This window comes from Hominiventricola sp., assembly GCF_057604405.1.
Window position 1 is genome coordinate 118,653 of record NZ_DBLYVB010000007.1, and the last position, 6,442, is coordinate 125,094.

Annotated in this window: 6 protein-coding genes; all 6 read right to left on the minus strand. The window is 42.8% G+C overall.

Annotated features, from left to right (window positions below; genetic code table 11):
• Nucleotides 1-3: 3 nt before the first annotated feature.
• Nucleotides 4-1,149: a glycosyltransferase gene (locus ACZMB2_RS06700; RefSeq protein WP_487596093.1), complete on the minus strand. Its 1,146-nt coding sequence runs from the start codon at nucleotides 1,147-1,149 to the stop codon at nucleotides 4-6.
• A gap of 8 nt (nucleotides 1,150-1,157) precedes the next feature.
• Nucleotides 1,158-2,168, minus strand: coding sequence for a glycosyltransferase (locus ACZMB2_RS06705; RefSeq protein ID WP_487596094.1), 1,011 nt, complete (start codon nucleotides 2,166-2,168; stop codon nucleotides 1,158-1,160).
• Nucleotides 2,108-3,112 carry a glycosyltransferase family 2 protein gene (locus ACZMB2_RS06710; protein ID WP_487596095.1) on the minus strand — a complete coding sequence of 335 codons (1,005 nt, stop codon included), beginning with the start codon at nucleotides 3,110-3,112 and terminating at the stop codon, nucleotides 2,108-2,110. The genes ACZMB2_RS06705 and ACZMB2_RS06710 overlap by 61 nt, the downstream gene beginning before the upstream one ends.
• The gene (locus ACZMB2_RS06715; protein ID WP_487596096.1) at nucleotides 3,072-4,256 is read right to left on the minus strand and encodes a hypothetical protein; all 1,185 of its coding nucleotides are present in this window, start codon (nucleotides 4,254-4,256) and stop codon (nucleotides 3,072-3,074) included. Before ACZMB2_RS06715 ends, ACZMB2_RS06710 begins: the two co-directional genes overlap by 41 nt.
• The gene (locus ACZMB2_RS06720) at nucleotides 4,241-5,392 is read right to left on the minus strand and encodes a hypothetical protein (protein ID WP_487596097.1); all 1,152 of its coding nucleotides are present in this window, start codon (nucleotides 5,390-5,392) and stop codon (nucleotides 4,241-4,243) included. Before ACZMB2_RS06720 ends, ACZMB2_RS06715 begins: the two co-directional genes overlap by 16 nt.
• A 94-nt stretch (nucleotides 5,393-5,486) precedes the next feature.
• Nucleotides 5,487-6,209, minus strand: a complete 723-nt coding sequence (locus tag ACZMB2_RS06725; protein ID WP_487596098.1) for an IspD/TarI family cytidylyltransferase — start codon at nucleotides 6,207-6,209, stop codon at nucleotides 5,487-5,489.
• Between the last annotated feature and the right edge of the window lie 233 nt (nucleotides 6,210-6,442).

Sequence of the window (6,442 nt, forward strand, 5' to 3'; positions counted from 1 at the left end):
TCTTCAGCCTTTCCGATATTTCTGTTTCATCCGGTCAAGCGCCCATTTGAGCAAATCCCGCCCGTTGATGATGCCATAGCCATATTCCAGCAGACGAATCCGTTCCTTCTTATCCACGCTGAAATTGTCATCTTTCGCCGAGGTATCATAGAGGGTAATCTCTTTTCCCGGAATCTGTTCCATCACATTCAGTTCCATAGGTTTCATGCACATGGAAAACTGCTTTACCACTTTGTAGGGACGGCGGCAGCAGGTCAATAAATATCTCTTGTAAGAAGCCTCCTGCTTCCTTCCCCAGAAGTCACAGGTCAGTTCTTCCTCCGGTACCTCCAGCACCTTTCCCAGTCCCAGCGGTTCCCCGAAAATATCATATTTCACGCCATCCTCAAAGGCTGGCATGCGGTACTCTTTCTTTCCATAAAACAAGACTGACTGGAATGCAGAAGAGTCATGGTTAAAATGTTCCCCCGCATCTCCAAAATTGGTAGTCAGAGAATCATAGCTGAAGACATAGAACTTATTCTTCTCCACCACATAGGTCTGATAGAACTTCGCCCAGGAAGTCTCCGGATAGTTCAGTACGGTAAGGGGCACATTCACATTTCGCGGCAGGGTCTGGTTCTGCTCATACCACTCTTTAAAATCCGCCCACATTCTTCGGTTCCATACCTGTCCCCAGGAAGACGCAAACTGCTGAAAATACACATCATATCCTGTATGCAGTGGAAAGAAAGGATAAGGACTCTCCAACAGTTCCCTCTTCGTATTCATGGAAATTCCTGCAATCCGCGGGTCATCCCCGTAACGCTCCAGCGCCTGCATAGCATAATTATAAAAATCCGGTGACACGAATAAATCGTCCTCCAGAATCATGACTGCTCCATATTTTTCCGTCATATCACCACAGGAAATAATGTGTTTCCGCAATCCCAGCCGCTCCGAGCGATAAAAGACTTCCTTCGAGCCATGGGACCAGACGCATTCCTCCGCAGTCCGAACCACTTCTTCCATTCCACTGTGATCGATGCTGACCACCAGGCGAATATCCTCATAATCGTAGTCTGCCCGCTCCAATGACCCCAAAATCCGTCGTATGGAATCCGGCCGGTTGTAACCGACTACTACCAGTGTAATTAACCCTTTTTTCATTTCATCCACTACCCTCTTAGCTTTTTGTAACTATCATTCATCAGACAATACAACCGCACATTGCAGGTGCATACCAGCACCCGAAAATGATTCCAGGGTGTGGCTGCTTTGCCCCACAGAAATCTCTTCTTCAATAACGGTCTGTATTTTTTTTGATACATTCTCGCAGTCTGTACCATATTAAGATAACTGTCCAGTACTGCATTTTTCATCCATTTCTGAAGTTCCGGCGGCTGATGCTCCGCAATCCGCACCTGCTGTTCCAGTGTCTGATACAGATCCCGGATATTCTTCTGCATGTTCTTTGCCGTGCTGATGGAATTCCCCCGAATCATGTAATGGTATAACGGCTGATCCAGTTCCAGCACCTGTTCCGCCTGCAGCATGGCGCGAGGCGTAAACTCCACATCCTCGTGAAGGATTCCTTCTTTAAACTGTAAATGATTCTTCTGCAGGAACTCCCTGCGGTATGCATAAAGCCACGCTTCCACACTAAGGCTTCTCGTTTTGTAATGCTGCAGCAAATATTCTTTTCCGTTGACAGGAGATCCCGTCATGGGTCTTCTACGTACCGGAGAGGCTTCTCCATTTTCCTCTTCCAGTCCATTGTAGACAATGGCATCCAGCGCCGGATATTTCCTGATCTCTTTTTCCAGGATCTCGCAGAGATCTTTTTCCACATAATCGTCAGAATCCACGAAGATGATCCACTCTCCGGAAGCTCTTTCCACACCATAATTTCTGGCAGACGACAAGCCCCTATTCTCTTTATGAAGTGCCTTCACAAAGGGATACTGCTCCGCATACTGATCGCACAGGGCACCACACCGATCCGGACTTCCATCATCCACCAGCAGGATCTCCAGCTGTTCCGGATCTATCGTCTGGTGAATCATAGAATCCACACAACGGTCCAGATAAGCTTCCACTTTATAGACCGGAACGATGATGGAAAACTTTACCATCCCATTTTCCACTTTGTCAATGACAGTTTCTTGATTCTTCTCTTCCACGTACACAGTTTTCTCTTTCTACATTCTATCCATACTTTTCCCCATACGGGATCGTTCAATATCTGTTTCAGTTTTCTGGAATCCTTGTGTTCCTTTTCATAACTCCGGCACATGGAAGCTGTCATATACAATCGATCCCAGTACAAACCATAGTGAATCCTCTGATTCTCCGGATTCCATACCTTCATGTCTTTCATAAACTGTTCGACTGCAGCTGCCAGTTCCTGTTGAATCTGGAACAAATCCTTCCGATAGGCCGCTGTCAGACTGCCATCCCGCTCCTGTCGATAATAGTAGAATGGTAACTCCATCATCTTATATTGCGTCGGAGCATGGCGAAGGTAATCCAGATTGAAAAGCAAATCTTCTCCCATGTTTTTATCTGCGGGAAAATGGACCTGATACTTTTTTAAAATATCCAGCCGATATAACTTATTCACCGGAGAATTGATGAGGTTCTCTGCATAAATCTTAGCAAAGTGCTTCAAGTCATAAGCTTGTATCCTCTGCTCCAGATCATCCACTTTCATTTGTTTCAGTTCTGACTCTGTCTCCGTCATTCCACACAAAAGAACACAGTTGGAATCCAAGCACTCTATATAACATTCCAGCAATTGTGGATGAATCTTATCATCCGAATCTACAAATACCAGATAGTCTCCTTCTGCTTCTTCGATTCCTCTGTTTCTCGCTTCCGAAACACCACTATTTACTGTATGGAACACCCGAATTCGTTCGTCCTTCTGTGCATAAGAATCACAAATCTCACCACTCCGGTCGGACGAACCATCATCCACAAGCAAGATCTCGATATCCTCATAGGTCTGTGCACATAACGAATCGAGGCATTCTGCCACATATGCCTCTACGTTATAAACAGGCACTACGATACTGATCAGTATCTTTTCTTTACTGCCATTCAATGTTGGTAATTCTCCATCCGTTTTCATTTACTAAGGTCATGAGGCAGGAATATCCTCCCCATCCATAACTATATCCTACTTGAATCTGCACAGTTCCATCAGACTCCTCTGATACTCTTTGCACACTGTTCACATTCATGGTAATCACTTTATCACTTCGGATATCCTCTGCAATATCTCCTGCCCTCGCAGCCAAATCCCGGAAATACCATTCATATTTATTCTGATCATTGAAAAATAACCGATAATAAAATGCCTGCATCTGATTTCCTATATCGGCCTGCTGTTTCATCAAATCCACTGTCGTATGCGGCTCTCCATCATATACTTTGATATAAGACGCTGCAGACCACACATCCTGCCGCATAAGGTATCGGAAAAATTTACGCGCTGTTAATTCCGGAGTTTCTTCTCCGTTCGCATTTAAAATTCCATAATTTGCAGGAAGAATATCCTGTGTCGAAAAAGAAATTTCGTCCAATTGCTGCAAATCTTTCCTGGTATTACGAATATCCATCACTTTCGTTCCATATCCGTCCAGTGATGTAAACAGGAGTACTCTCCAGCTTTTTCCATGCCTGCTCAATGTCCAGCGAAGTTCTTTAGCCTGTCCATCAATTTCTGCATAAATCAACATTTCTTTTACAGATCTTGCGCCAAGAATCTCGGTAATGGTTCTCTGGTTTTCATAATATTTTCCATCTGGATTTTCCGGCACATCCTCTTCCACGCCATAGAGCTTCACCGTATGAGCACTGCCTAATTCTTCCATGGCAGTCTGTAACCATTCCGTATAGAGTCCTTCCAAACGCATCTCTGAAATAGCACTATAAGCAGTGCTCTCCCAGTTAGACGGCGGCAATACCTCCAACGGCTCATAGGTTTCCGTATATTCAATATAAGTTTCCAGGTTAAAATTTTCTGCCACGCCCTGAATCGCACATCCTCGAAGCGCCAAATCCAGATTTTCGTTCTGCAGCTGGCAGAGCATATACTGAATCAATTCTGCTTCGTCTTCATAGCCGGATATGGTCTCCGGCATCTCCTGCTGCTCCACCGTCTCCGTCTGGGCAACTACTTCATCCTCATCCTGATTTTTCTGATACTTATACAGCCCTCCCATCAAAAGGAGTATCATGACACTGCCAAGTACTGCTAATTTCTTGTCCATACTTTTCCAAATATCTCCTTTATTTTCAGGCCCGGCTTTACTTCTGTATCTGCCAGCAACGCAATCACAAACGGGCAATAAGGCAGTTCCACCAAATGCTGCTCAATAATACTATGCGCTGCAATTAATCCAATAATCCATAAAAAAATCCAGTCTTTCTGCGCCTTTGCCCGGCAGCCGATTAATAAAAACACGAGCAGTACTACACCCAGAATGACCACACCATACATAATAATCAACTGAAGGTAGGTCGAGTCAATATAGAAATAATATTCAACCCCAAGATTCTCTGCATTGCTGAAAAGACGAATATACTGTCCAAATGGTGTCAAAGAAAAAATATCAAATGCTTTTTTTCCTAAATCCAATCGATTACTCAGTAATTGATCCAGTTTTTGCTGCATCGGAGTTCCCTGATACATAATCGTTAACACCGTCATCCCGATCGCTGCTAACACCGGCGATAACACTAATACATCAGAAATAAAGAATGGGTGTTTCCGTTCTTTCAGCATTTTTTCCATCCCCATCAAAATACCTGCCACTGCCGTCAACACTGTCGAACATCTTGCGTGGCAACCCAAATGCAAAAATACTGCGATTCCAAATACCCCCAAAATTTCTTTCCAGGTCATTTTCTCTCTTCTTAAATACCACCAGCATAACACCAGAAAGAACACCATTGCGCCATAATTTGTAGGGGATACAATACCAAAAGAATGTCTGATGAAATCTGCTCTCGTATACGTATAATCATCTATCAATCCAACTACCGCACAAAAAGTTGTCACGATCATCATCGGACCAATGACCCGAACAAATACCTTGATTACTTTCTGAAATGGAATTTTCCATGCTCCCAGAATCAGTAACCAGAATAATAATAATCTTCTGTGCTCACTTGCTGTCCACAAATAATAACCACTGATAAATACGATTGCTGCAGTGAACATCTTTTTTAATTCATATTTTTCCTGCACTACAAATCGCAATAGTACTATAATCTGCAGCAAATAATAAGGTGCCTCAAATAACACTTTTGCCCAAAATACTGTCTTACCATCTGCATTCAATGTAATGGATTTCCACGGAATCGGAAATGACGCAATTCCCAGAAATATATATAACAGAAGCACTGCAAATAAACACAAATACGTCGTTTCTAATATCTGTGCTAATTTTCTTCTCTTTTCTTGAAAAGTCCCTTGCATTATCTCTCTCCTCTGCTATTTAATACTCGCCTTTCATCCATTCATCCCGTTTTGCAGACAAAAGTGCTTTAAAAATATCGATATCCTCTACCGTCGTAATTTTTAAGTTTTTCTCAGATCCTTTGGAAAAGTACACTTTTTTCCCTAAAGCTTCCATCAAAGAACAAGAAGCAGCCATATTGGTCAGACCTCTTTTTTTCGCTTCTTCATGGGCCTGACACAGTTCTCCAAGCTTATAGGTATGCGGTGTCTGTGTTCTCCAAAGCATTTCTCTTGGAATAGACTTTTCTGATTCTGCGCCTGTTTCTGACACAAAAACGACCTCGGTGCAAGGAATTGCCGCCACAGCTGAACCGTACTGTGCATATTTCACAAGACTATCCGTAATCACATCCTGACTCACCATCGGACGATTGCCATCATGTACCAGCACCACATCATCCTCTGTACGTGCTTCGCGGATTGCCATGAGACCATTGTAAATGGATTCCTGACCAGAATTTCCACCCTCGACTACATATTTTAATTTTGTAATATTAAACTGCTTTGCATAGGCTTTTAGTATTTCTTCCCAGCCTTTTAAGATAACTACACAAATCTCATCAATATTCGGATGGCGCTGAAAAGCCTCCAATGTATAAATGATAATAGGTTTATTATTTACATGTAAAAACTGTTTCGGTATATCCTGATGAACTCTTGTTCCACTCCCTGCTGCTGTGAGCAATGCAATGTTCGCCATTCTTAAGTCTTCCTTTCATTTTCATAAACAATAATTGCCATGGCGTACACCAGTACACCATGGCAACGTTACGTTAATTATATACAATCAAAAATAATAGTGCAAGCCTAAAGCCTACTGATATTTCTTATATGAAAATTTCAAAAGTAAATTCCACCGTCCGCTTATGCGGTGGAATTTACTCCTACATGAGTGGAGTTTAATCTTTCATATATTCGTGCTATGCTCATGAA

Excerpts from the sequence above, each read along its gene's own strand:
- ACZMB2_RS06700 (WP_487596093.1), bottom strand. The coding sequence starts at position 1,149 with ATGAAAAAAGGGTTAATTACACTGGTAGTAGTCGGTTACAACCGGCCG.
- ACZMB2_RS06715 (WP_487596096.1), bottom strand. The coding sequence starts at position 4,256 with ATGGACAAGAAATTAGCAGTACTTGGCAGTGTCATGATACTCCTTTTG.
- ACZMB2_RS06725 (WP_487596098.1), bottom strand. The coding sequence starts at position 6,209 with ATGGCGAACATTGCATTGCTCACAGCAGCAGGGAGTGGAACAAGAGTT.
- ACZMB2_RS06710 (WP_487596095.1), bottom strand. The coding sequence starts at position 3,112 with ATGAAAACGGATGGAGAATTACCAACATTGAATGGCAGTAAAGAAAAG.